The 23,911-nt window shown below is 65.2% G+C and carries 23 protein-coding genes; 14 read left to right on the top strand and 9 right to left on the bottom strand.

The features are described from left to right. The first annotated feature begins 79 nt into the window (after positions 1–79). The gene (locus F0A17_RS18595) at positions 80–2,275 is read left to right on the top strand and encodes a TRAP transporter permease (protein WP_149329850.1); all 2,196 of its coding nucleotides are present in this window, start codon (positions 80–82) and stop codon (positions 2,273–2,275) included. Between the two features lie 87 nt (positions 2,276–2,362). On the opposite strand, the gene sodC is transcribed toward F0A17_RS18595, so the two are convergent. Both sodC and metF read right to left on the bottom strand, forming a co-directional pair. Continuing rightward, complete coding sequence (gene sodC, locus F0A17_RS18590) at positions 2,363–2,905, bottom strand: superoxide dismutase family protein (protein ID WP_149329849.1); 543 nt, start codon at positions 2,903–2,905, stop codon at positions 2,363–2,365. A 56-nt stretch (positions 2,906–2,961) separates the two neighbouring features. After that, positions 2,962–3,816 (bottom strand): methylenetetrahydrofolate reductase [NAD(P)H], encoded by an 855-nt coding sequence (metF, locus tag F0A17_RS18585; RefSeq protein ID WP_149329848.1) that lies wholly within the window; start codon positions 3,814–3,816, stop codon positions 2,962–2,964. Positions 3,817–4,177: 361 nt separating this feature from the next. On the opposite strand from metF, the gene F0A17_RS18580 reads away from it, so the two are divergent. The 5 genes from F0A17_RS18580 to F0A17_RS18560 all read left to right on the top strand — a co-directional run bounded on the left by F0A17_RS18580 (position 4,178) and on the right by F0A17_RS18560 (position 6,820). Next, entirely contained in the window at positions 4,178–4,489 is a 312-nt protein-coding gene (locus F0A17_RS18580) for a hypothetical protein (protein ID WP_149329847.1), read from the top strand. A gap of 23 nt (positions 4,490–4,512) precedes the next feature. Beyond that, positions 4,513–4,854, top strand: a complete 342-nt coding sequence (locus F0A17_RS18575) for a hypothetical protein (RefSeq protein ID WP_149329846.1) — start codon at positions 4,513–4,515, stop codon at positions 4,852–4,854. A gap of 112 nt (positions 4,855–4,966) precedes the next feature. Continuing rightward, a complete protein-coding gene (locus F0A17_RS18570; protein WP_149329845.1) occupies positions 4,967–5,896 on the top strand; it encodes an AEC family transporter in 930 nt (309 codons plus the stop codon). Between the two features lie 99 nt (positions 5,897–5,995). After that, complete coding sequence (locus F0A17_RS18565; RefSeq protein ID WP_149329844.1) at positions 5,996–6,346, top strand: DUF6152 family protein; 351 nt, start codon at positions 5,996–5,998, stop codon at positions 6,344–6,346. A gap of 9 nt (positions 6,347–6,355) precedes the next feature. Beyond that, positions 6,356–6,820 carry a hypothetical protein gene (locus tag F0A17_RS18560; RefSeq protein ID WP_149329843.1) on the top strand — a complete coding sequence of 155 codons (465 nt, stop codon included), beginning with the start codon at positions 6,356–6,358 and terminating at the stop codon, positions 6,818–6,820. A 13-nt stretch (positions 6,821–6,833) separates the two neighbouring features. Here F0A17_RS18560 and F0A17_RS18555 read toward each other — a convergent pair whose 3' ends face one another. From F0A17_RS18555 to metK, 4 genes are all read right to left on the bottom strand, one after another. Then, a complete protein-coding gene (locus F0A17_RS18555) occupies positions 6,834–7,166 on the bottom strand; it encodes a four-helix bundle copper-binding protein (protein WP_149329842.1) in 333 nt (110 codons plus the stop codon). 185 nt (positions 7,167–7,351) lie between these two features. Then, positions 7,352–8,761, bottom strand: coding sequence for an adenosylhomocysteinase (gene ahcY, locus F0A17_RS18550; protein ID WP_149329841.1), 1,410 nt, complete (start codon positions 8,759–8,761; stop codon positions 7,352–7,354). A gap of 65 nt (positions 8,762–8,826) precedes the next feature. After that, entirely contained in the window at positions 8,827–10,509 is a 1,683-nt protein-coding gene (gene ligB / locus F0A17_RS18545; protein ID WP_149329840.1) for an NAD-dependent DNA ligase LigB, read from the bottom strand. Between the two features lie 104 nt (positions 10,510–10,613). After that, positions 10,614–11,834, bottom strand: coding sequence for a methionine adenosyltransferase (gene metK, locus F0A17_RS18540; protein ID WP_149329839.1), 1,221 nt, complete (start codon positions 11,832–11,834; stop codon positions 10,614–10,616). Between the two features lie 300 nt (positions 11,835–12,134). On the opposite strand from metK, the gene tkt reads away from it, so the two are divergent. Further along, the gene (tkt, locus tag F0A17_RS18535; RefSeq protein WP_149329838.1) at positions 12,135–14,126 is read left to right on the top strand and encodes a transketolase; all 1,992 of its coding nucleotides are present in this window, start codon (positions 12,135–12,137) and stop codon (positions 14,124–14,126) included. A 100-nt stretch (positions 14,127–14,226) separates the two neighbouring features. Here the strand turns inward: tkt and F0A17_RS18530 are convergent, their stop codons facing one another. From F0A17_RS18530 to F0A17_RS18520, 3 genes are all read right to left on the bottom strand, one after another. Then, positions 14,227–15,279 (bottom strand): class I fructose-bisphosphate aldolase, encoded by a 1,053-nt coding sequence (locus tag F0A17_RS18530; RefSeq protein ID WP_149329837.1) that lies wholly within the window; start codon positions 15,277–15,279, stop codon positions 14,227–14,229. Between the two features lie 123 nt (positions 15,280–15,402). After that, positions 15,403–15,810 (bottom strand): Hsp20/alpha crystallin family protein, encoded by a 408-nt coding sequence (locus tag F0A17_RS18525; RefSeq protein WP_149329836.1) that lies wholly within the window; start codon positions 15,808–15,810, stop codon positions 15,403–15,405. A gap of 28 nt (positions 15,811–15,838) precedes the next feature. Next, entirely contained in the window at positions 15,839–16,300 is a 462-nt protein-coding gene (locus F0A17_RS18520) for an Hsp20/alpha crystallin family protein (RefSeq protein ID WP_149329835.1), read from the bottom strand. Between the two features lie 210 nt (positions 16,301–16,510). On the opposite strand from F0A17_RS18520, the gene F0A17_RS18515 reads away from it, so the two are divergent. The 7 genes from F0A17_RS18515 to F0A17_RS18485 all read left to right on the top strand — a co-directional run bounded on the left by F0A17_RS18515 (position 16,511) and on the right by F0A17_RS18485 (position 23,840). Further along, positions 16,511–17,551, top strand: a complete 1,041-nt coding sequence (locus F0A17_RS18515; RefSeq protein ID WP_149329834.1) for a type I glyceraldehyde-3-phosphate dehydrogenase — start codon at positions 16,511–16,513, stop codon at positions 17,549–17,551. A 38-nt stretch (positions 17,552–17,589) separates the two neighbouring features. Beyond that, on the top strand, positions 17,590–18,753 hold the full coding sequence (locus F0A17_RS18510) for a phosphoglycerate kinase (protein ID WP_149329833.1): 1,164 nt from the start codon (positions 17,590–17,592) through the stop codon (positions 18,751–18,753). An 83-nt stretch (positions 18,754–18,836) separates the two neighbouring features. Beyond that, a complete protein-coding gene (gene fba, locus F0A17_RS18505; RefSeq protein ID WP_149329832.1) occupies positions 18,837–19,901 on the top strand; it encodes a class II fructose-bisphosphate aldolase in 1,065 nt (354 codons plus the stop codon). A gap of 166 nt (positions 19,902–20,067) precedes the next feature. Continuing rightward, positions 20,068–21,111: a LacI family DNA-binding transcriptional regulator gene (locus tag F0A17_RS18500; protein WP_149329831.1), complete on the top strand. Its 1,044-nt coding sequence runs from the start codon at positions 20,068–20,070 to the stop codon at positions 21,109–21,111. Continuing rightward, complete coding sequence (locus F0A17_RS18495) at positions 21,108–22,091, top strand: sugar kinase (protein ID WP_149329830.1); 984 nt, start codon at positions 21,108–21,110, stop codon at positions 22,089–22,091. The genes F0A17_RS18500 and F0A17_RS18495 overlap by 4 nt, the downstream gene beginning before the upstream one ends. A gap of 30 nt (positions 22,092–22,121) precedes the next feature. After that, positions 22,122–23,096, top strand: coding sequence for a 2-hydroxyacid dehydrogenase (locus F0A17_RS18490; RefSeq protein ID WP_149329829.1), 975 nt, complete (start codon positions 22,122–22,124; stop codon positions 23,094–23,096). 57 nt (positions 23,097–23,153) lie between these two features. After that, positions 23,154–23,840 (top strand): HAD family hydrolase, encoded by a 687-nt coding sequence (locus F0A17_RS18485; RefSeq protein WP_149329828.1) that lies wholly within the window; start codon positions 23,154–23,156, stop codon positions 23,838–23,840. The last annotated feature ends 71 nt before the right edge of the window (positions 23,841–23,911 follow it).

The raw sequence follows: 23,911 nt of genomic DNA, 5'->3' as shown, positions 1-23,911 counted from the left end.
CGGCCAATGCCCCGCACCACCCGGTGCGGGGCATGTCATGTTATAGCTGCAGTACATTACACCCGAGGGTGACTTCCCCATGAGCAACACTTCCGATCCCCGACCCGGGGCATCCGAGGAGGCGGTCGTCAAGACCCCCGACTCCATCGCCGAAGGGGTCGACGAAGATATCGTCGAATCCAACCGTAGGCTCTATGTCGGCTGGCACTGGCTGGCGGTCGCCGCCCTGGCCATCCTCTATTCCGGTTTCCATCTGTTCTCGCTAAACGTCTATCCGATGGAGACCTGGTCGTTTCGTATCGTGCATATCGCGGGTGCGCTCGTGCTCGGCTACGCCCTCTATGCCGGGAGTCGCTTCGCCAATGAGGAAGGCACCGACCGTTCGCCCGCTTGGCTGGCCTGGGCAAGCTACGCGCTGCTGATTCCCGCTGCCTACGCCCTGGTTCAGGTTTTTCTGATGAACCAGACGATCAGCGGCGGCGCCATGCGCATCGATCCGCAGGTCGAAACCTGGCACTTTGGCTATCCGCTGCTGGCCGCTACTGCCGGCGGCATCCTGCTCGCCTGGAGCTATCGCCAGGCGCGGGAAAAACTCTCGCCCGCCGACCTGGTGCTGATGGTCTGCGCCGTGGCCAGCGCCGGCTACCTGCTGGTGATGTTCAATACGCCGCTGCGCGCCTCCACCGGGACCGCCTTCGCCCCTGTCGGCATCACCTGGGCGGCCATCGCCGGTTCCCTGCTGATTCTCGAGCTGACACGCCGCGTTGCCGGGCTGGCTCTGGTCATCATTTCGGCCATTTTCCTGCTTTACGTCTTCGCCGGTCCCTATCTGCCGGGCTTTCTCGGCTATCCGGGTCTGTCGATGAACCGCTTTTTCAGCCAGGTCTATACCGACACCGGCATTCTCGGCCCGACCACTGCGGTCTCCTCGACCTACATCATCCTGTTCATTATCTTCGCGGCCTTCCTTCAGGCGTCGAAGGTCGGCGATTACTTCGTCAACTTCGCCTTCGCCGCTGCCGGGCGCGCCCGAGGCGGCCCCGCCAAGGTGGCGATCTTCGCTTCCGGCCTGATGGGCATGATCAACGGCACCAGCGCCGGCAACGTGGTCTCGACCGGTTCGCTGACCATTCCCCTGATGAAGAAAGTCGGCTACCCCGGGCGTAGCGCGGGCGCCATTGAGGCCGCCGCGTCGACAGGCGGACAGATCATGCCCCCGATCATGGGTGCCGGGGCTTTCATCATGGCCGAGATTACCGGCATCCCGTATACCGAGATCGCCGTGGCGGCACTGATCCCGGCAGTCCTCTACTTCGCTTCGATCTACTTCATGGTGGACTTCGAAGCGGCCCGCAAGGGCATGCGCGGCATGCGCAAGGACGAGATCCCCCAGTTCCGTCGACTGGTCAAGCAGATTTATCTATTCGCCCCGATCATTATCCTGATCGCCGCCTTGTTCATGGGTTACTCGGTGATCCGCGCCGGCACCCTGGCGACCGCCTCGGCCGCCGTGGTGAGTTGGATCTCGCCGAACAAAATGGGGCCTGGCGCCATTCTGAGAGCCCTGCAACTGGCCGGCACCATGTCGATCCAGATCATCGCCGTATGTGCCTGTGCCGGCCTTATCGTCGGCGTGATCTCGCTGACCGGCGTCGGCGCGCGTTTCTCCTCGCTGCTGCTTGGCCTGGCCGGCGTCAGCCAGTTGCTCGCCCTGTTCTTCGCCATGTGCATCAGTATTCTACTGGGAATGGGCATGCCCACCACGGCAGCCTATGCCGTGGCCGCCTCGGTGGTGGCACCCGGCCTGATCAACATCGGCATTCAGCCGCTGGTAGCGCATTTCTTCGTGTTCTACTTTGCCGTGGTCTCGGCGATCACACCGCCGGTGGCGCTGGCGTCGTACGCGGCGGCGGGTATCTCCGGTGACAACGCCATGTCCACTTCCGTGGCGTCGTTCAAGATCGGCCTCGCTGCCTTCATCGTACCGTTCATGTTCTTCTACAGCCCGGCCATGCTGATGGAAGGCTCCTGGATGCAGATCCTGCGCGTCGGCGTCACCGCGACGCTGGGCATCGTGCTGCTCTCCGCGACCGTCCAAGCCTGGTTCTTCGGCCCGGTGAAAGCCTGGATGCGCCTGGTGATGCTCGTGGGCGCCCTGTTCCTGATCTATGGCGGTATCTACACGGATATCGTTGGCCTGGCTATCGGCGCGGCACTTTTCCTGCTCCAGCGTAGCAGCCATGGAGGTGGCGCCAAACCCGTCACTTCGAGCTGACGCCAACCCGAATGTCATTGCACCAAGTAAAGGGCCCCGCCAAATGGCGGGGCCTTCTCGTCATGGGCGCACTCGTAACGCGTCGGCTCAGGATCCGATCACACCGCAGGCCATGCGGCTACCGCCACCGCCCAGCGGCTCGGGCTCATCCGAATAGTTGTCGCCCCCTTCGTGGATCATCAGGCTGCGGTCCGTGAGGTCCTCGACGCTGAGTCTCGGGGCCAGCACCGGCAGGGTCGCTTCGCCATTCTCGTTGACGATCAGCACCGGCAAGTCCCCCAGATGGCCCTCGCCATAGGGACCCTCGTGGCTACCGGCATCCTCGGGATCGTAATGGCCGCCCGCCTCCCCGGCGGCCTGCATTTCGCCCGAGTCGTTCTCGCCCGGCTCGCAGCTGGCGTTCTCGTGTACGTGAAAACCGTAGACGCCGGGAGGCAGCTCGCTCAGGTCGGGCGTGAGCAGCAGGCCGTGGTCGGTATCCTCGAGACTGATGGTCCCGATGGACGCCTCGACACCATCGGTCTTGACCCAGTGCATCTCGACTTCCTGGCTCTCCTGGGCCTGAGCCTGGCCAAGACCGGCGAGCAATAGAGAGGCAACGGCGGCCCCAGCAAAATTGGCATGGCGCATCTAGCGTCCTCCTGTTCCTGAATCCGTGGACATGCAGGAACAGGCTAGACCCAGATTCAGCGTGCTGCCAGAGGACTGCTCAGGTTGTCGAGAATCCGCAGGCACGGATCGGCCTGATTGAGGGTATAGAAATGCAAACCGGGGGCGCCGCCCTCGAGCAGCCGCTGGCACAGGCGCGATACCACCTCCGCACCGAAGCCGGCGATTGCCTCGCTGTCATCGCCGTAGGCCTCGAGCTGCTTGCGGATCCAGCGGGGAATCTCCGCCCCGCAGGCGTCGGAGAATCTCGCCAGCTTGGTGTAGTTCGTGATCGGCATGATGCCGGGCACGATGGGTGCCTCGACGCCAAGGGCACGCGCCCGGTCGACGAAGTGGAAATAGGCGTCGGCGGAGAAAAAATACTGCGTGATGGCGAGATTGGCGCCGGCTTTCACCTTGCGCGCAAAATTCTCCAGGTCGCGTTCGAAGCTCGGTGCCTGGGGATGGGATTCGGGATAGGCGGCCACGGCGATCTCGAAGTGATCGCCGGTCTCGGTGCGGATGAACTCGACCAGCTCGTTGGCATAACGCAGCTCGCCGATGCCTCCCATGCCCGATGGGAGATCGCCACGCAGGGCGACGAGGCTGTCGATGCCCTCTTCTTGGTACTGCACGAGCAGATCGCGCAGCTGCGCCTTCTCGCTGCCGATGCAGGAGAGATGCGGCGCCGTGGTAATACCCGCTTCGCGTACCTGGCAGACCGTGCTCAGCGTCCGCCCTTGGGTCGAGCCGCCGGCACCGTAGGTCACCGAAAAGAAGCGCGGCGCACGCGCGGCCAGCGCATCACGCACGCCGATCAGCTTCTCGCGTCCCACGTCGGTGTTGGGTGGGAAAAACTCGAAACTGATACCCAGCGGATGTGACGTACTCATGCCGACCTCTCTCATTTCCGACCGGAAGGCGAACACAGCGCCCCGGCTCATGGCGTGCTTCATGGCGTTGCCTGCATTCTGCCGTTCGGGTCGCTCTCTGACCAATGAAAGTTTCGCCGCCCTGCATGAGTTTCGGTCATAGAGAAAACGATTCTTATAACCTGATCGGCTAAAGGACCGCCACGCCGCAAGGGATGCCACGGATGCAAAAAAGCAAAATCGGGTTACAAAAATTCATCCTGCCAATTTGACCACCGGCCAAGGGCTGACGACCTTGAAAGAACTCCATGGCGTCACTATGGCGTCACTGGCCTGGACAGGGATCGACCTGGCAATTAACCGAGTGAACGAGGAGGGCACCATGACACAGGACATTCTCACCGGCACGCCTGTGTTCGATGACGCAGGCGACCAGGTCGGCAAAGTGGCCGACACCAGCAATGCCGAGAAGATTGGCATCATTACCGAGACGGGTAGCCGCTTCTGGGTGCCCAAGCAGATGATGGCTTATCGCGATCAGCGCTGGACGCTGGAACCAGGGTATACCGAGATTTCCACCGCCGAGGCCGAAGCTCAGCAGGAAGAGCGTGACCTGGACGAGGCCAACGCGGAAACCTTTCCGGCAAGCGATCCTCCCTCCTTCACCTTGGGTAACGAAGGCAAGGGCAACTAGGCCACATGAGGAAGGAGCGTCACATGGAAAAATCACGCCACGACCCGTCGAACCGTCAGAGTACCGATATACCCGAAGAGGAGCGCGAGACGCTGCGAAAGAAGGCGCGCCAGTTGACCGATCGTGACATTCCCGACGAAGGCGCTGGACACAAGGGAGGACGCGGCGGACCCGCTCAGGATGACGTCTATCGCCCCGACGCCAATGTCGACGATCAAAAGCACAATGCCAAGAAACCCGGCATCGACACGCGGCGGGACGTCACGCCCGTCTCGGGCGCCCAAGTAACGCGCGACAAGTCGGCCCACAAGGAGAATATCGAAGACAAGGCCGAGCAGGCCAAGTCAAACCGACGCAACGGCTGAACGGAGGGAACGGAGGGAGAGCAGGCCACCGAGGTGGACGTTTCCGCCTCGCTGACACACGGGCGGGCGCCAGGCATTATATCGTCTTTCGGCAAAAGGATGGCAGGAGACGATGATCGACCCAAGCGCCCTCATGGGCCCGCTCTGGACATTGCTGGCCTTCGTCGGGTTGGGCTGGATCGCGACCCGACGACTGGCCATCGACCCGCGCCCCATCGCTACCCTGTTGATTTATCTGATCGCTCCCATGACCTTCTTCCGCGGCCTGGTGCTGGGTGGCCCCACGCCCCAGTTCCTTCTGTTCACCGCGGCGCTATTTGGCCTGGCCAGCCTGATCGCCATTACCGTCAACCCCATAGCCCGGCGCTTCTTCGCGCCTCAGGAAAGCGCCCTCTTGGCGTTCTCCTCCGGCACCGGCAATACCGGGTATTTCGGGCTGCCCATCGCCATGATCCTGTTGCCCCCGGAAGAGGTGGCCCTTTATCTCTTCTGCTTGCTGGGCATCACCCTCTACGAATTCACGGTCGGCTTCTACCTCAGCGCCCGCGGGCAATTTTCCGTGCGCGAGAGCCTGGCCAAGATCGCCCGCCTGCCCCTGATCTACGCCTTCATCGCCGCCCTGGCGGTCAGCGGCCTCGGTATCGATCCGCCGGACGCGCTCATGGATAGCCTAGCGGTCTTTCCCGCGACCTATACCCTGCTCGGCATGATGATCATCGGCATGACCCTGGGTCGGGTCACGATCCGCGAGGTCGACCTGCGCTTCATCCTCGGCTGTGTGGCGGTACGCTATGGCCTATGGCCCCTGCTGGCGCTCGCCGCCGTATGGCTCTTGCAAAGCATGCTGTCGCTTCCCGCCGAGCTGGGCCTGGCGCTGCTATTACTGGGCGTGGTGCCCATGGCGGCCAATGTCGTGGTAGTGGCCATGGAACTGGGCATCAAGCCGGAGAAAGGCGCCCTGGCGGTACTGGTCACGACACTGGCTGCCCCGCTGCTGATTCCCTTCTACCTGCAAGGGTTGATGCGACTCACTGGGTTGTAGGCAAGACCCGGCAGCCGCGACTCGGACCGGGACGATCTCCCTTGCAGCTCATGTCGGCGGAGCTAGCCTGAAAGTAGATCGCATCAGAAGGAGCCGATCATGCGCCACCAAGCAAAGTGGCTGTTGGCCATTGTCATACTGCTTTTCCTAGCTCCCGCCCAGGCCCACCATGGCTGGGTCGGCGGAGAGACCATCGAGATCGAAGGCACGATCACTGCCGTGCGCCTCGGCAATCCCCACGGCGAACTCACGCTGGAAGTCAACGGCGAATCGTGGACGGTCGAGGTCGGCCAGCCTTGGCGCAACGAGCGCGCCGGCCTGGAAGAGAGCGACCTGGCCGAAGGGGTGGAACTGCGCGTCTCCGGCGAGCATTCGGGCGAGCGGCTGCTGAAAGCCGAGCAGCTCTGGATCGACGGCGAGCACTACGTGCTCTACCCCGGGAGGATCTGACCGAGCGTCGTGAATATTTTGCTGGCCTGGCTCGGCGAGACCGCTCTGGCCGAGTGGATACGCCTGTCGCGCTGGGTTTACGCAGCGGTCAACGCCCTGCATGTGCTCGGCATCGCCCTGCTGATCGGCGCCATCGTGACGCTCGACCTACGCTTGTTGGGCTGGCGGCGGCAGGTATCGCTAGGAGCCGTGGGCCGGTTGCTGCAGCCGGTCGCCATCACCGGTTTGCTGCTGGCCATGGGCACAGGAAGCCTGCTGTTCCTTGCGGATCCCGGCGGCTACGCGGGCATGGCCCTTTTCCGGATCAAGCTGACGCTGATTGCGCTGGCCGTCGCCAACGCGCTGCTGCTCAATCTGAGAGCGGGGCTGGCTAGCGCCACGCCCCGTCGCTTGCGCCTGGCCGGCATGCTGTCGCTGCTGCTCTGGCCGGCGGCACTGCTGGCCGGGCGCTTTCTCGCTTTCGTCGAAGGTTGACGGGCGACAGGGCTTAGTGCGATGCCATGGCGATGCACGCTTCGGCACAGCGATGGCATGCCTCGGCGCACTGCTGGCAATGCTCGGCCTCATGCTTGGCGCATTCGTCGCCACATGCCTTGCAAATGTCGGCGCACAGGCGACAAAGCTGGTTGGCGTATTCGCTGTCTTGTGCCATGAAGGACGCCGCCAGCCGGCAGATTTGCGCACACTGCATGTCCAGGCGGATGCATTCCGCCATTTTCTTGACATCGTCCTCCCGCAGGCAAGAGGTGGCGCAACGATCACAGTAGGCCGCGCATACATGGCAGGCTTCGATACATGACTTGTAGTGGCCAAAATCCATCTTGAATTCTCCTAGGGGGTTGCCTGGACCACGGCTCGGAACCATCGCCAGGCGCGGCAAGGTTCAGAACCTTGGAAAAAAGTTAGCCAAGCCCCATGAGTCCAACAAGCGGTCCTACATAACGACACATTGGACACCCCGCGAAGCGTCACCTGCAGGCGACGCTTCGCACCTCCACCGTTCCCTCAATAGCGGTAGGCATCCGGCTTGTACGGCCCCTCGACCGGCACCCCGGTATACTCCGCCTGAGCCTCGGTCATGCGCGTGAGCACTCCACCGAAGCCTTCGACCATGTAGCGGGCCACCTCCTCATCGAGGTGACGCGGCAGCACCGTGACTGCCAAGCCGCCCTGCTTATCCGCTGGCGGCAGGTCGGCAAAGCGTTGCTGATAGAGATGGATTTGCGCCAGCACCTGGTTGGCGAAGGAACCGTCCATGACGCGCGAGGGATGGCCAGTGGCGTTACCCAGGTTGACCAGACGGCCTTCGGAGAGCAGCAGCAGATAGTCGCTGCTGGAGGGGTCGTAGTGGCCCGGTGTACTGTCGCGGTAGATCTTGTGCACCTGCGGCTTGATCTCCTCCCAGTGCCAGTGGCGGCGCATGTAGGCAGTGTCGATCTCGTTGTCGAAGTGGCCGATATTGCACACCACGGCACCAGGCTTGAGCGCCTCGAGCATGGCGGCGTCGCAGGCCTCGATGTTGCCGGTACAGGTCACCACCAGGTCGATGCGGGCGAGCAGCGCACGATCGACGCTCTCCTGGCCGCGGTTGAGACCATCGATATAGGGCGACACGACTTCGTAGCCATCCATGCACGCCTGCATGGCGCAAATCGGGTCGATCTCGGCGACCTTGACGATCATGCCCTCCTGGCGCAGAGACGCCGCCGACCCCTTGCCCACGTCGCCGTAGCCCATCACCAGCGCCTGCTTGCCCGCCAGCAGGTGGTCGAGCCCGCGCTTGATGGCGTCGTTGAGCGAATGGCGACAGCCGTACTTGTTGTCGTTCTTCGATTTGGTCACGGCATCGTTGACGTTGATCGCCGGCACCCGCAGGGTCCTGTCGCGCAACATCTCCTGCAGGCGATGCACGCCGGTGGTGGTCTCCTCGGAGATGCCGTGGATGGCGTCGAGCAGCTCCGGGCGCTTGTCGTGCAGCAGTGCGGTAAGGTCGCCGCCGTCGTCGAGCACCATGTTGGGCGACCAGCCGTCGGGCCCTTCCACGGTCTGCTCGATACACCACCAGAACTCCTCCTCGGTCTCGCCCTTCCAGGCGAAGACCGGGATGCCGGCGGCGGCGATGGCGGCGGCGGCATGGTCCTGGGTGGAGAAGATATTGCAGGAGGACCAGCGCACCGAGGCCCCCAGATCGACCAGGGTCTCGATCAGCACCGCCGTCTGGATGGTCATGTGAATGCAACCGGCGATGCGCGCGCCCGCCAGCGGCTGCTCGTCGCGGTACTTGGCGCGGATCTTCATCAGCGCCGGCATTTCGGTTTCGGCGATGCGGATCTCGCGGCGCCCCCAGTCGGCCAGCGACATATCGGCGACCTTGAAGTCCTGGGCAGTCGGGGCGGAAACGGCGGGCTGATTCATGCGTCACCTCTCTCGAGCGGAAAACGGTGACCCTCACTATAGGCTGGGATCATGGAGGGCGACAATCAACCGCCGAAGCCCGTCACTCCGTGAGCCGCCAGCCGCGAGGCCAGGCGCCGAACCTCCGGGTGCGCGAAGAATTCGGCCAGTGCCCCGGCACGGCCGGTGCCCATGTTGTCCAATGACGCCCAATCGCGGCGCTCGTATTCGCTCAATGTCGCCCAATCCGCCGGCAAGGCGGCCTCGATTCCCGGCGGGGCTCCCAGCGCTTGTAGCCAGCGAGAAAAGGGTGCCGCCCGCGCGGCATCGAAGGTCGCGACCAGGGCCCGGGCGCGAACGCTACCGATTCCATGGGCACGCCGCAGCATGTCTTCATCCAGCGTCAGCCAGTCGAGCAACGTCACCACCAGGCCGGCCTCGACCAGTGCTCGCCAGGTGCCCGGCCCCACCCCGGACAGATCGAGGGCCTCGGAGCCCGACAGCCACGCCAGACGCTCCAGAAACTGCTCCTCGCAGCCCCGTGTGGCCCGCAGACAGCTCAAGGCGTGGTAGGCCTCGGCATCGGGCACCGCTACTATTGCTCGCTCGGGGGTGCGCCAGGCCACTTTTTCCAGTCGTGGAATGGTCGCCCCCGCCAGGGCGATCACGACCTGGTCGCCGGGGCGGATATCCAGCTCCCGCCACCGGGCCAGAGAGCCGGCGCTGACCCGACGGACCGTGCGCCCCTCCAGCGCCACCGGATGGAGGTGGAGCAGCGGCGTGATGCGCCCGGTGCGGCCGATTCGGAACTCGACGCCACGCACTTCGGCCAGTCCCTCCCGGGGGGGATGCTTCCAGGCCACCGCCCAGGCCGGCGGCTCGGCCTTCCATCTGTCGCCGGACGGACGCGAGGCTTGACGCAGCACTACGCCGTCGGTAGCAAAGGGCAGCGGGCGCCGAAACCAGGCGTTGCGCCATTGTTCCACGCCCGCCATATCGTCCACGGGATGGGTAAAGGCGACCGTGTCGAAGCCCAGCGACGCCAAGCCCTCTAGCCGCGCCGTCATCGCGGCGGGGCCGTCCGGCCACTCCCAGACGAACAGTCCTACCTCGGCAGCCTCGGTATCGGTCAGGGCATCGCGGGCCATCAGACCGATCACCCGGGCTCGGGCCCCGGCATCTCCCGCTTCCGCCTGCACATGCGCTTCCCGACGCAGGTAGAGCTCTCCCTGCAATACGGCGTCCTGCGCCTCGGGCAGGCGAGACGGCACCATCGGCAGACGACGCACCCGCTCGGTCCACTCTTGTCCCGTCACGCCATCGCCGCGGCTAATGGCGCGTTCGAGCTCACCCTGCGCATAGACCAGGGTCACCGCGACGCCATCGACCTTGGGCTGAATCCAGACATCGTCGCGGCGAGACAGCCAGCGCCCCACCGCCGGCGCGTCGGGCAGCTTCTCAAGCCCTGTCTGGAACACGGGATGGGCGACGTCGCCACGCGGATGCCCCGCTACCGGCGCCTCGGGCACCCGCTCGGGATGGCAGCGCCGCCAGGTCTCGAGCCGCGCTCTGGCTTGATCGTAGACGTCGTCGCTGACGGCAGACTCACCGCGCCGATAGTAGGCGTCATCCCACTCGACGAGACGATCCACCAAAGACGCCACCGCCTCGGGTGCGGGCGGCGCCGGACAAGGTTCGGCCGAAAATGACGCCAGGGGCACCAGCCAGCCGATCAGACAGAGCAGAGTGGCGACGAGACGCTGAACCATGTGAGCCTCCCCGATAGGAAAGGCTCCCACCATAGCAACGAGCCCCGTGCGACACTGTCGGCGGGGCCCGTCAATTCATGTAAGCCTTGTCTTATAAAGGGACGCTACAGCCCGGCGGCCTGACGCAGGGCCGCGGCGCGATCGGTGCGTTCCCAGGGGAAGGCGGTGAAGGTCTCGGTATGCTCCTGGCCCTTGGTATCCTTCCAGTTGTAGCTGGCCTCGAAGGGCTCTCGACCGAAGTGGCCATAGGCCGCGGTGAGCTGGTACATCGGATGCAGCAGGTCGAGCATGCGGGTGATGGCGAAGGGACGCAGGTCGAAGTGCTCGCGCACCAGCTCGATGATGCACGCCTCGTCCACCTTGCCGGTGCCGAAGGTGTTGATCGACACCGAGGTCGGCTCGGCCACGCCGATGGCATACGACACCTGGATCTCGCACTTGTCGGCGAGTCCTGCGGCAACGACGTTCTTGGCCACGTAGCGCCCGGCATAGGCTGCGCTGCGGTCGACCTTGGAAGGGTCCTTGCCGGAAAAGGCGCCGCCGCCGTGACGCGCCATGCCGCCATAGGTATCGACGATGATCTTGCGCCCGGTCAGGCCGCAGTCGCCCACCGGCCCCCCGATAACGAACTTGCCGGTGGGGTTGATGTGGAACTTGGTCTGCTCGGTGAGCCACTCGGCGGGGATCACTTCCTCGATGATCTCGCGCTTGACCATGCGCCGCAGCTCATCCTGGTCGATCTCGGGGGCATGCTGGGTCGACAACACCACCGCCTCGACGCCGCAGGGCATGCCCGACTCGTCATAGCGGAAGGTGATCTGGCTCTTGGCATCCGGGCGCAGCCACGGCAGCAGGCCGTGCTTGCGCAGCTCGGCCTGACGCTCCACCAGGCGATGGGCGTAATGGATCGGCGCCGGCATGAACGATTCCGTCTCGTTGGTAGCGTAGCCGAACATCAAGCCCTGATCGCCCGCTCCCTGGTCCTCCGGCTTGCTGCGGTCGACGCCCTGGGCGATGTCCACGCTCTGCTTGCCGATCAGGTTGAGCACGCCGCAGGTCTCGCCGTCGAACCCCACCTCCGAGGAGGTGTAGCCGATGTCGATGATCACCTGGCGCACCAGCTCTTCCAGATCGACCCAGGCGGAGGTGGTGATTTCGCCGGCAACGATGGCCACGCCGGTCTTGACCAGCGTCTCGCAGGCCACCCGGGCGTGCTTGTCACGGGCGATAATGGCGTCCAGCACCGCATCGGAAATCTGGTCGGCGATCTTGTCCGGATGCCCTTCGGAGACGGATTCGGAGGTGAACAGGGAGTATTCGCTCATGCGTGTCGACCCTTCTGTGTATCGGCAAAGCGCAGCGGCGCCGTCCAGACCGGATTGGCGGCCCGTGGCCGCGCGGCGCCTGGCCTCCGGCCCCGACAGCCGCGCAGCGGTGGGCCCGAGTTTACATGCTGGCCTCCCGGGAGGCACCCGTCATTTGATGAGCGGCGGCAAGTCGGCGACAATAGGCGGCCGAATTCTACCGCGCCGTCACCCTGCGGCGCCCAGCCAGAACGCTACCGGCAGGCCCGGCAGGCCGCCGTTGACTTGCCCCATTCTGCCGCAGGCGAGGAGCTTACCCAAATGCCATCCCGTTTCGAACTGGCCAACGCCATTCGCGCCCTGTCCATGGATGCCGTACAAAAGGCCAAGTCCGGCCATCCCGGCGCCCCGATGGGCATGGCAGATATCGCCGAAGTGCTGTGGAACGACTACCTGAAGCACAACCCCAACGACCCGAAATGGCCCGACCGTGATCGCTTCGTGCTCTCCAACGGCCACGGTTCGATGCTGCTCTACTCCCTGCTGCATCTGACCGGCTACGAACTCGAGCTCGAGCAGTTGCGTAACTTCCGTCAGCTGCACTCCAAGACCGCCGGCCACCCAGAGTTCGGCTACGCACCGGGCATCGAGACCACCACCGGTCCGTTGGGCCAGGGTCTGGCCAACGCCGTCGGCATGGCGATTGCCGAGAAGACCCTGGCGGCGCAGTTCAACCGCCCCGGCCACGAGATTGTCGATCACCACACCTACTGCTTCGCCGGCGACGGCTGCATGATGGAAGGCATCTCACATGAGGTGAGTTCACTGGCCGGCACCCTGGGGCTGGGCAAGCTCACGGTGTTCTACGATGACAACGGCATCTCCATCGACGGCGAGGTCGAAGGCTGGTTCACCGACGACACCGCCAAACGCTTCGAGGCGTATGGCTGGCACGTGATACCCAATGTCGATGGCCACAATCCCGACGAAATCAAGGCCGCCATCGAGCTGGCCCGCAGTCACGACGATCGCCCCAGCCTGATCATCTGCAAGACTATCATCGGCTTCGGCGCGCCCAACAAGCAGGGCAAGGAGGAGTGCCATGGCGCCCCGCTGGGCGACGAGGAGGTAGCCGCAGCACGCCAGCAGCTCGGCTGGCCGCACGCCCCGTTCCACGTGCCCGAGCCGATCTACCAGGCCTGGGATGCCCGTGCCCAGGGCCAATCGCGCCAGGACGACTGGCAGGCCCGCTTCGCCCGCTACCGCGACGAGCATCCTGAACTCGCCCGCGAATTCAGCCGTCGCGTGCAGTGCAAGTTGCCGGCGGAGATCACCAGCGAGGCCTTCATCGAGAAGATGCAGCAGAAGGGCGAGACCCTCGCCACGCGCAAGGCATCGCTGCTGTGCCTCAACGAGCTCGGCCCGCAGTTGCCGGAGCTGCTCGGCGGCAGCGCCGACCTGGCGCCCTCCAACCTGACCTTCTGGAGCGGCGCCAAGCCGATCTCACGGGAAAACCCGGGCGGCAACTACCTGCACTATGGCGTGCGCGAGTTCGGCATGGGTGCGATCATGAACGGCATTGTGCTGCATGGCGGCTTCGTCCCCTACGGCGCCACCTTCCTGATCTTCATGGAATACATGCGCAATTCGGTGCGCATGGCGGCACTGATGGGCAAGCGTGCCATCTACGTGTTCACCCACGACTCCATCGGCCTGGGCGAGGATGGCCCTACCCACCAGCCGATCGAGCAACTGACCAACCTGCGCACCACGCCCAACCTGTGCACCTGGCGCCCCTGTGACGCGGTGGAAACCGCCGCCGCCTGGGACGCCGCGATCAAGCGCAATTCCGGCCCCACGGCGCTGGTGCTGTCGCGCCAGAACCTGCCGCACCAGGCGCGCTCCAAGTCGCAATTGGCCGAGATCCAGCGTGGCGGCTACGTGCTGAAGGACAGTGAGGGGGCCCCCGAGCTGATCCTGATCGCCACGGGCTCCGAGGTGGCGCTGGCCATGGATGCCGCCGCCGAACTGGAAAATCAGGGCCGCGCGGTGCGCGTGGTCTCCATGCCCTCCGCCTACCGCTTCGACGGCCAGGATGCCGAGTACCGCGAGAGCGTGCTGCCGAGAGCGGTCACCAAGCGCATCGCCATCGAGGCCGGCCACACCGATTACTGGTACAAGTACGTGGGCCTCGACGGCCGCGTGATCGGCATGACCACGTACGGCGAGTCCGCCCCGGCGGGCGAGCTGTTCAAGTACTTCGGCTTTACCGTCAAGAACGTGGTCGAGCAGGCGGGCGAGCTGCTGGGCTGATTCCCGTCAGCACTGAGTGCAACGAGAAAGGGCACGACCTCGCGGTCGTGCCCTTTTCCTACTTGCTGGCGATTCGCGCGCACAGGCATTGAGCGCTTCCTCAGGCCACCGTCACCTTCTTGTCCAGATAGACGTCCTGAATGGCCTGGAGCAGTTCGACGCCCTCGCCCATGCTCTTCTGGAACGCTTTGCGCCCCGAGATCAGGCCCATGCCGCCGGCACGCTTGTTGATCACTGCGGTGCGCACCGCCTCGGCCATGTCGGAGTTGCCCTTGGCGCCGCCGCCGGAGTTGATCAGCCCGGCACGGCCCATGTAGCAGCATGCCACCTGATAACGGGCCAGATCGATGGGATGGTCGGAAGTCAGTTCGCTGTAGACCTTGGCGTGGGTGTGGCCGAAGCCGATATCCTGATAGCCGCCATTGGTTTCGGGCAGCTTCTGCTTGACGATGTCCGCCTTGATCGTCGAGGCGAGATGGTTGGCCTGGCCGGTGAGATCGGCGGCCACGTGGTAGTCCTTGCCCTCGTGCTTGAAGGCCGGATTACGCAAGTAGGCCCACAGCACCGTGGCCATGCCCAGCTGGTGGGCTCGCTCGAAGGCTTCGCTGATCTCCATGATCTGGCGACGGCTCTCGGGTGAACCGAAGTAGATGGTCGCCCCCACCGCGACGCAGCCCATGTCATGGGCCTGTTCCACCTCGGCGAACAGGGTCTGGTCGTACATCGCGGGGTAGCTCAACGTCTCGTTGTGGTTGAGCTTGAGCATCATCGGAATGCGATGGGCATAGCGGCGCGCCACCGACGACAGCACACCCAGGGTGGACGCTACCCCGTTGCAACCGCCCTCGATGGCCAGCTCAACGATGTTGGCCGGGTCGAAATAGCGTGGGTTGGGAGCGAAGGAGGCACCGGCGGAGTGCTCGATGCCCTGGTCCACCGGCAGCAGGCTGAGGTAGCCGGTACCGGCCAGCCGGCCATGGTCGAACAGCGCCTGCAGGCTGCGCATCACCGCCGGGCTGCGGTCGCTGTCGGCGACGACTCGGTCGACGAAATCCGGCCCTGGCAGATGGAGCTGCTCGCGGGGAAAGCCACGGCAGCGATGGTCGAGCAGGTATTCGGCTTCTTCACCCAACAGTTGGGGTATGTCGGTCATGTCTTCCTCTCCATGGTGTCGTGATTCGCTATTCCCAGCGTAGTGAAAACCGTACCGAGCGTACGCCTCGCTTGCAAACGGAAGCGCCCTTCCCATACGGGAAGGGCCCTCGCCGGGGGTCGCTCAGGCCGCCTTGACCTCGATACGGCGGCGCTGGTGCGATGGCTTCTTCGGTAGTTGCAAATGCAGCACTCCGTTCTCGATGCGCGCCTCGATGGCGTCGCTATCGATCTCGTGGCTGAGCGTGAAGCGGCGTGCAAACCGCTGGGCCCGGACTTCGGCATAGATGGCTGTCATGCCCTCGGGCATCTCCAGACGAATCTCGCCTTCCAGGCTTAGCATGTTGTTGTCCACCTCGATGCTCAGCGACTCCGGCGTGACGCCGGGAAGATCGGCCAGCAAGTGCAGGGCGTTACCCTCCTCGAAGATATCGACCGGCGGCGGCAGCGCCCGGTCGCGTTCGCTGCGGGAACCCTCGCTCCCCTGCACCTGGGGCTGACGGGTCGCTTCTTGCCGAGTGATCTCGTTCATTGCCGTTCACCTCCTTCTGTCTCGACCATCATGCCGCCTGGATCTCGATACGCCGCGGTTTGAGCTCCTCGCGCTTAGGCAGCGTGATCTCGAACACGCCATGGTGCCAGCGCGCCTCGGCCCGGTCGGCATCAAGCCCCTCGGGCAGGGCAATGGAGCGGGCGAAGCCGCCATTCGCACGTTCGCGGCGGAAATAGGGGCGCCGCTCGTCGCCCTCCGATTCGTCGGCGGCAGCATTGCGCTCCCCCCTCACGGTCAGGACATTGTCCTGAAGGCTGAGTTCGAGATCGCCTGCCGTAAGGCCAGCGGCGAACACGTAAACGCGCACCGCGTCGTCGGTACGGCCGATATTGATCATCGGGTAGGTCCCGCGCGGTACCGCACGGATGTCGGTCGCCCCGGGCTCGGGAAATATCTCGTCCAGCCATTCCCGGAACCAGTCCACACCCCAGGGAGACCCGGTATCGAAACGCCTGAGATCTCCGAACATGACGAACACCTCCTACGCTTTGCATTACCAGGAACGGGATGCGACCGACCGCGGCAACCACGCCGGCCGGTAACGTCCCGTAAGGAAAATAAGGGCGCTCAGTGCGCTTTCAAGCCCCTGCGACGCGCCATATAACGCTCCGCGAGCCGGGACGCCGCGACGCTTTTGCGGTAGAATTCCCGCTTTCCGTTCGAGGAGAGCCAGGCAAGCATGGCCCAGCGCATCGCCATCAATGGATACGGCCGCATCGGCCAGTGCGTGCTGCGCGCGTTGGTGGAGCGCCAGCAGACCCACCCCGACGCCGCGGCGCTCGAGGTGGTGGCGATCAACGAACTTTCCGACCTGGACACCATCGCCTACCTCACCCGCTACGACACCACCCATGGCCGCTTCCCCGGCCGGGTGAACACCGCCGCAGGCCGCCTGGTCATCGATGGTCGCCCCATCGAGGTGCTGAACGAGCCCGACCCCATGCGTCTACCCTGGGGCGAGCTGGGCATCGACCTGGTGCTGGAATGCTCGGGCAGTTTCAAGGATCGCGCCACCGCCGAGCGGCACCTCGCCGCCGGCGCCGGGCGGCTGCTATTCTCCCAGCCGGCCGAGAACGACGTCGACGCCACCATCGTCTGCGGCATCAATGACGCGGCGCTCGTTCCCGCGCATCGCATCGTCTCGGCAGCGTCGTGTACCACCAACTGCCTGGTACCGGTGCTCACCGTGCTCGACGAGGCGCTGGGCATCGAGCACGGCGTGACCACCACGGTGCATTCGGCGATGAACGACCAGCCGGTAATCGACGCCTACCACCAGACCGACCTGCGGCTGACGCGCTCGGCGATGCACTCCATCGTGCCCGTCGACACCAGCCTGGCCCGCGGCATCAACCGCCTGATGCCGCACCTGGCCGGGCGCTTCGAGTGCCTGCACATGCGCGTGCCGACGATCAACGTCTCGGCCATGGACATGTCGATCTGCGTGCGCCGCGATACCTCGACTCGCGAGGTCAACGAACTGCTGCGCCACGCCAGCGAGTCCCGCCTGGCGGGCCTGCTCGGCTACACCGAGGAGCCCATGGCCTCGGTCGACTTCAACCACGACCCCCGCTCGGGTATCGTTGACGCCACTCAAACCCGGGTTGCGGGCAACCGCTTGATCAAGCTGCTGTGCTGGTTCGACAACGAGTGGGGCTTCGCCCATCGCATGCTCGATGTCGCCCAGCGCCTGGCGGCTCTGCCGCCGGTAGCTTCGTGAAACCGGCTTCGGTTCCCCATCAACGAGGATGATGCCTGATGAACGTGCTCAAGATGACCGACCTCGACCTGCGTGGACAGCGCGTGCTGATCCGCGAGGACCTGAACGTTCCCGTCAAGCACGGCAAGGTGAGTAGCGACGCCCGCCTGCGGGCCAGCCTGCCGACCATCAAGGCGGCCATGGAGGCTAGCGCCAAGGTCATGCTGATGAGCCACCTGGGGCGCCCGACCGAAGGCGAACCGGCCGAGGAGTTCTCGCTGGCGCCGGTGGCCAAGCGTCTGGGCGAGCTGCTCGGCCGCCCGGTGCGGCTGGTCGAAGAGTATCTCGACACCGCTCTCGATCTGGCCGACGGCGAGGTGGTGCTGCTCGAGAACGTGCGTTTCAACCAGGGAGAAAAGAAGGACGACGAGACGTTGGCCAAGCAGTACGCCGCGCTTTGCGACATCTACGTGATGGATGCCTTCGGCACCGCTCATCGCGCCCAGGCCTCAACGCATGGCGTGGCCCGCTTCGCCCCGCAGGCCTGCGCCGGCCCACTGCTTGCCGCCGAGCTCGACGCCCTGGAAAAAGCGCTGGCCACGCCCAAGCGCCCCATGGTTGCCATCGTCGGCGGCTCCAAGGTGTCGACCAAGCTCGACGTGCTTAACGCGCTCTCCGAGAAGTGCGATCAGCTCATCGTCGGCGGCGGTATCGCCAACACGTTCATCGCCGCGGCCGGCCACAACGTCGGCAAGTCATTGTACGAGGCCGATCTGGTCGACCAGGCCAAGGCGCTGATGACCAAGGTCGAGATCCCGCTGCCCACCGACGTGGTGGTGGCCACCGAGTTCTCCGAATCGGCCGAAGCCGCGGTCAAACCGGTCGACCAGGTGGGTGACGACGAGATGATCCTCGACATCGGCCCCGACAGCGCGGGCCGGCTGGCCGGCCTGCTCAAGGATGCCGGCACCATTCTGTGGAACGGCCCGGTGGGCGTGTTCGAGATCGACCAGTTCGGCCACGGCACCGAGGCGCTGTCACGCGCCATTGCCGAAAGCAACGGCTTCTCCATCGCCGGCGGCGGCGATACCCTGGCCGCCATCGACAAGTACGGCATCGATGACAAGGTCTCCTACATCTCTACGGGCGGGGGCGCGTTCCTCGAATACGTGGAAGGAAAGACCCTACCCGCCGTCAAGGCGCTGGAAGACGCCGCGCGCTGATAACCCTTGGGGCCGTCCGGCGCCTACCGACCGGCCTCGACCGCCCTGCCCAGACAGACTGCATACAGAAAACAGGTGAGTTCATGGCACTGATCAGCATGCGCCAGATGCTGGACCACGCCGCCGAGCGCGGCTATGGCATTCCAGCCTTCAACGTCAACAACCTCGAGCAGATGCGCGCCATCATGGAAGCGGCCGACGCCACCGACTCCCCGGTCATCGTCCAGGCTTCCGCCGGTGCGCGGAAGTACGCTGGCGCGCCCTTCCTTCGCCACCTCATCCTGGCCGCGGTGGAGGAGTTTCCCCATATCCCCGTGGTGATGCATCAGGATCACGGCACGTCTCCTGCAGTGTGCCAGCGCTCGATCCAGCTCGGCTTCTCCTCGGTGATGATGGACGGTTCGCTGGGAGAGGACGGCAAGACACCGATGGACTACGACTACAACGTCGACGTCACCCGCCGCACCGTCGAGATGGCCCACGCCTGCGGCGTTTCGGTGGAGGGCGAGCTGGGCTGCCTGGGCAGCCTGGAAACCGGCATGGCTGGCGAGGAGGACGGCATCGGCGCCGAGGGCGTGCTCTCCCACGACCAGCTGCTCACCGACCCGGAAGAGGCCGCGGACTTCGTCAAGGCGACTCAGGTCGACGCCCTGGCCATTGCCATCGGTACCAGCCACGGCGCCTACAAGTTCACCCGACCGCCCACCGGTGACACCCTGTCGATCCAGCGCATCAAGGAGATCCACGCCCGCATCCCCGACACCCACCTGGTAATGCACGGCTCCTCCTCGGTGCCCCAGGAGTGGCTTGCGATCATCAACGAGTTCGGCGGCGAGATCCCCGAGACCTACGGCGTGCCGGTCGAGGAGATCGTCGAGGGCATCAAGCACGGCGTGCGCAAGGTCAACATCGACACGGACCTGCGCTTGGCCTCCACCGGCGCGGTACGCCGCTTCCTGGCCAACAATCCCAGCGAGTTCGACCCGCGCAAGTTCCTCAAGGAAACCGTGTCCGCCATGCGCGAGATTTGCATCGCCCGCTACGAAGCCTTCGGCGCCGCCGGCAACGCCAGTCGCATCAAGCCGATCAGCCTCGAGGCGATGTTCGAGCGCTACGACCGCGGCGAGCTCGATCCCAAGGTGAAGTAAACGTTTCATCTAAGTCGAAAAGGGCGGCCCCCGGGCCGCCCTTTTCTTTTTCTGCATTGCCACGCACTGCCTCCTTCTTCCCATCTTTACGGCGTCTCTCGCGCTCGTACTTGCCCCGGCGCTTCGCACAACCTAGGATGGGAACGTTCCCATTGTGAGCGATGCCATGTCCGTGCGCGCTTCCCGACACGCCACCCTGCTCGAAGTGGCTCGCGAGGCAGACGCCTCCAAGACCAGCGTGTCGCGCTACTTCGGCGGCGAGCGCGAGCGGCTCTCGCCCGCGCTGCGCCAGCGCATCGGCGAGGCCGCACGCCGACTCGGCTACCGCCCCAACCAGATCGCCCGCGGCCTCAAGGGTGGCCGCTCGCGGCTGCTCGGCATGCTGGTGGCTGACATTCGCAATCCCTATTCGATCGCGGTGATGCACGGCGTCGAGCAGGCCTGTCGCGAGCACGGCTATTCACTACTGGTGGCCAACACCGACAACGACCCCGCTCAGGAGCGCACCCATCTGGCCTTGCTGGCCTCCTACCGGGTGGAGGGGCTGGTGGTCAATGTCGCCGGCAGCCCCACCCGCGAGCTGCAGGACATGGCCGACCAGGGCTTGCCGCTGGTACTCCTCGACCGTTGGCTGGCGGAGGTGGAAGCGGACGTGGTCGGGCTCGACAATCCTCTGGCCATCGACATGGCGGTCGATCACCTGCGCCGTCAGGGCTACCGGAACTTGCTGTTTCTCAGCGAACCCTTGGGGCAGGCCAGCCCGCGCCAGCAGCGCTGGCAGCGTTTCGAGCAGCGTCTGGCCGACGAGCCGACGCTTTACGGCGAACGCCGCGCCCCGCCGCTCGGTGGCGAGGCCGTAGAAGACGTCGTACGCGATTTCCTCGCCCGGACAGGCCGGTCCGCCGCGCTGCTCTGCGCCAACGGCAACGTGACGCTGGCCGCTACCCGCGCGCTGCAGGCGCTGGGCGTTCCCCTGGGCGAGGTCGGCCTGCTCGGCATCGACGAGCTCGACTGGTGCGGCCTCGTCCCGCCCGGCATCAGTACCCTGGCGCAGCCCACCGAAGCCATCGGTCGCGCCGCCGTGCAGCATCTGTTGGCACGCCTCGACGACGCGACGCAGCCGCCCCGCCGCACCCTGTACCCGGCCCGGCTGAACGCACGCGGTTCGACCCGCCTCGAAGGCTTAAACGACAACAAGGAATGGCAATGAACACGAACGCCTCCCCCCCCGAGATTCTCGCCTTCGGCGAGGCCATGGCCCTGTTCGTGGCCGAGACAACCGGCGCGCTGGCCGACGTGGAATGCTTCCGGCGCGGTATTGCGGGGGCCGATACCAACGTTGCTATTGGCCTCGCCCGGCTCGGTTTCCGGGTTGGCTGGCTGAGCCGTGTCGGCCTGGACGGTTTCGGCACTTATCTACGGCAAGCGCTTGAGTCCGAGGGGCTCGATTGCCGCTACATGCGCCAGGACCCCGACCACGCGACCGGTCTGGTATTCAAGGAACGCGCCGAGGGTGGCGCCGATCCCAAGGTGGCGTATTTCCGCCGTGGCAGCGCCGCCAGCCATTTAATGCCGGCGGATGCCGCCCAGGTGGACTTCGTCGCCGCTCGCCACCTGCATGCCACCGGCATCCCCCCAGCGCTTTCCGACAGCTGCCGGGAGCTTACCTGGCACATGCTCGACCAGGCCCACGCTCACGGCGCCAGCCTCTCCTTCGATCCCAATCTGCGCCCCAGTCTGTGGCCCAGCGAAAACGCGATGCGTGAGACACTCAACGCCATGGCGGCCAAGGCCGACTGGGTGCTGCCGGGCCTGGCCGAGGGCCGCCTGCTGACCGGGCTCGACACGCCCCGCGATATCGCCGCCTTCTATCTCGAGCGCGGCGCCCGGGCCGTATTCCTCAAGCTCGGGCCGGAGGGCGCCTACTACCGCGGCGTGCTGGGCGGCCGCGAAGCGGAAGCCACCGTGCCGGGTTTCCCGGTCACGCATGTCGTGGACACCGTGGGCGCCGGGGACGGCTTCGCCGTGGGCGTAATCAGCGCCCTGCTCGATGGCCTCTCCCCCCAGGCCGCTGCACGCCGCGGCAATCTGATCGGCGCCGAGGCCGTGCAGGTGCAGGGCGACATGGAGGGCCTGCCGAGCCGCACGCGCCTGACCGAGCTCGAGCGCAACCTGCCAGACTTGCCATAACTGACCGCCAGACCAACCCGGAGCGAGACAATGACAAAACGCATCGTCGCCTACAGCCGCCTCAAGCCGACGCATCTCGATCAGCTCAAGCAGCGCTTTCATGTCGACTACTTCGAAGCCCTGAAGAACACCGACGATCCCGGCTTTCGCGAAGCGCTGGGCAAGGCCCACGGTATCGTCGGCTCGAGCCTTGCCATCACCCCCGAGCTGCTCGACCAGGCGCCGCACCTCGAGGCCATCGCCAGCATCTCGGTGGGCTACGACAACTACCCCGTCGAGGCGCTGACCCAACGCGGCATCCTGCTGTGCAACACCCCGGACGTGCTTACCGAGACCACCGCCGACACCGGCTTCCTGCTGATCATGGCAACGGCCAGACGCGCAGTGGAGCTGGCCGAGTTCGTCAAGCGCGGCGACTGGCGGGAGAGCATCGGCGAGGCGCAGTTCGGCAGCGACGTGCACGGCAAGACGCTGGGCATGATCGGCCTTGGCCGTATCGGCGCCGCCGTGGCCCGCCGCGGCGCACTGGGCTTCGGCATGCAGGTGCTCTATTCCAACGCCTCGCCCAAGCCCGAGCTGGAGCGGGAACTGGGCGTTGTGCGCTGCGAGTTGGACGAGCTGCTGGTCCAGAGCGACTTCGTCTGCGTGACCGTGCCGCTGTCGGCCGAGACGACGCACCTGATCGGCAAGCGTGAATTCGGCCTGATGAAGCGCTCGGCGATCTTCGTCAACATCGCCCGCGGCAAGGTGGTCGACGAAGCGGCGCTGATCGGCGCGCTGGAGAACGGCGAGATTCATGCCGCCGGGCTCGACGTGTTCGAGCAGGAGCCGCTCTCGCCGGAGTCGCCGCTGCCGCACATGCCCAACGTGGTGGCGCTGCCGCACATCGGTTCGGCGACCCACGAGACCCGCGATGCCATGGCCCAACGCGCGGTGGACAACATCCTGCTCGCGCTCGATGGCAAGCGACCGATCAGCCTGGTCAACGAGGCGGCTTTCGTCTAACCCATGCGTCACGTCGCCGCCATGTCGGCGTGACGCCTCTCACCAACGAGGTTGCTCATGCCCGCTCCGCTCTGCCTGCTCTTCGACTCCGACGGCACTTTGGTCGATAGCGAAATCCTGCTCGCCGACGTCATGGCCGAGGTCCTGCCTCGCCATGGGCTGCCCTTCACTGCGATGCAATACATGGACGAATTCCGCGGCGTTCGCTTCCTGTCGATCGTGCTCGAACTGGAGAGCCGCCATCAGTCCCTCAGCGTCGCCCGGCGTCAAGCCATGGAGAACGAGATGCGGGCGCTGATGGAAGCGCGCATGCGCGAACGTCTGGTCCCGATCGCCGGCATGGCCGAAGCGTTGGGAGCCCTGAGCGGGCATCCTCGTGCGGTGGTGTCCAATGGCCCCGAACGCAAGATTCGCTGCGCCATGGAGAGCGTCGGCTTCACGCATCACTTCGGCGACAACCTGTTCAGTGCCTATACCTTGGGCGTCTGGAAGCCGGACCCCGCTCTCTACCTCAAGGCGGCCGAGGCCATGGGGCACCCGCCGGAGCGCTGCGTGGTGATCGACGACGCCGCCGTCGGCGTCGCCGCTGGCCTCGCGGCCGGCATGCAGGTGATCCACCTCAACCATTTCCCCGACGTGGAAACGACGCCAACCGGGTCCATCGCCATTCATCACGCCAGTGAATTGCCGGCCGCCGTGGCCAGGCTCACTCGGCTTCGGAACAGCGCCAAGTGCCTTCCCTGACCTCACCTGAAGGGATGGGTTCTTCTTGGCTCAGGCAATATTGCATTGCAGCATGAGATGGCCTAAGTGTG

The organism is Billgrantia pellis (genome assembly GCF_008297955.1).
GTDB lineage: Bacteria > Pseudomonadota > Gammaproteobacteria > Pseudomonadales > Halomonadaceae > Halomonas > Halomonas pellis.
This window is presented reverse-complemented; position numbering and strand designations above follow the sequence as displayed.